General features: G+C 69.2%; 2 protein-coding genes. Both read right to left on the bottom strand.

Annotated features, from left to right (window positions below):
- On the bottom strand, nucleotides 1-354 hold a 354-nt coding region (locus PROKR_RS33460), incomplete at its 3' end, for a hypothetical protein (RefSeq protein ID WP_036959134.1).
- A 21-nt stretch (nucleotides 355-375) separates the two neighbouring features.
- A complete protein-coding gene (locus PROKR_RS01670) occupies nucleotides 376-621 on the bottom strand; it encodes a hypothetical protein (protein ID WP_036959136.1) in 246 nt (81 codons plus the stop codon).
- Nucleotides 622-701: the final 80 nt, after the last annotated feature.

Consider the following 701-nt stretch of genomic DNA (forward strand, 5'->3'; position numbering starts at 1 on the left):
CTCCGGCTCGACGCCGGGCGGGGAAGTGGGCTTGGGGTACGTCGTGACGCCGGCCTCCGCCGCGCTGCCAGTTCGCGACCTCAGGGCGTCAGCGACCTCGGCCAGGAGGAGCGCGTCGAGCGACCACTCGTGGTCGTCGGGGTGCGTCGCCGGTAGAAGGCCGAGGTGCGGGGGAGGTGCCGGATCGACGGCGTAGAGCTCGTGCCAGGCAAGGGCGTCGGTGCCCGCGTGACGAAGACGGAGCCCGAGGGCGATGAGGTCGGCCTCGATCGCCTCTCGGTGCTCGTCGTCGTCGAGCGTCTCCAGGAGGGCGTGCAGGTCGGCGAAGCCGAGCCCGTACACCGCCCGGATCACGCGGTCACTGAAACGCGGCGCTCAGCTCCCGCATGAGCTTCTGCCGAACGCCTGGAACTCCTCGGAGGTCATCTCGTCGATGACCTCGACGACGTCCGCGCCGGCGACCTCCTCCAGGATCGTGAAGGTGAGGTCGAGCTCGTCGCGCCGGCGGTTGGCACGGAGCCACTTCGGCGAGCGGACGACGGAGAGGGACTTCTCGAAGGTGTAGGTCTCGCCGTTGTGGTCGAAGGAGAACAGGTCGGCGGTCTTGGTGGTGTCGCTCATGGCTGCTAGGCCCTTTCGTTCGTGGTGGTGCTAGGCCCAGGGGTGGAGCAAAGAAGAGCCCCTCCGGAGCGGGCCTAGGC

Source organism: Promicromonospora kroppenstedtii DSM 19349, assembly GCF_000515355.1.
GTDB classification, from domain to species: Bacteria; Actinomycetota; Actinomycetes; order Actinomycetales; family Cellulomonadaceae; genus Promicromonospora; species Promicromonospora kroppenstedtii.

What these genes read in the sequence shown, in the direction of transcription:
- PROKR_RS01670 (WP_036959136.1), bottom strand. Translation starts at nt 621, where the DNA reads ATGAGCGACACCACCAAGACCGCCGACCTGTTCTCCTTCGACCACAAC.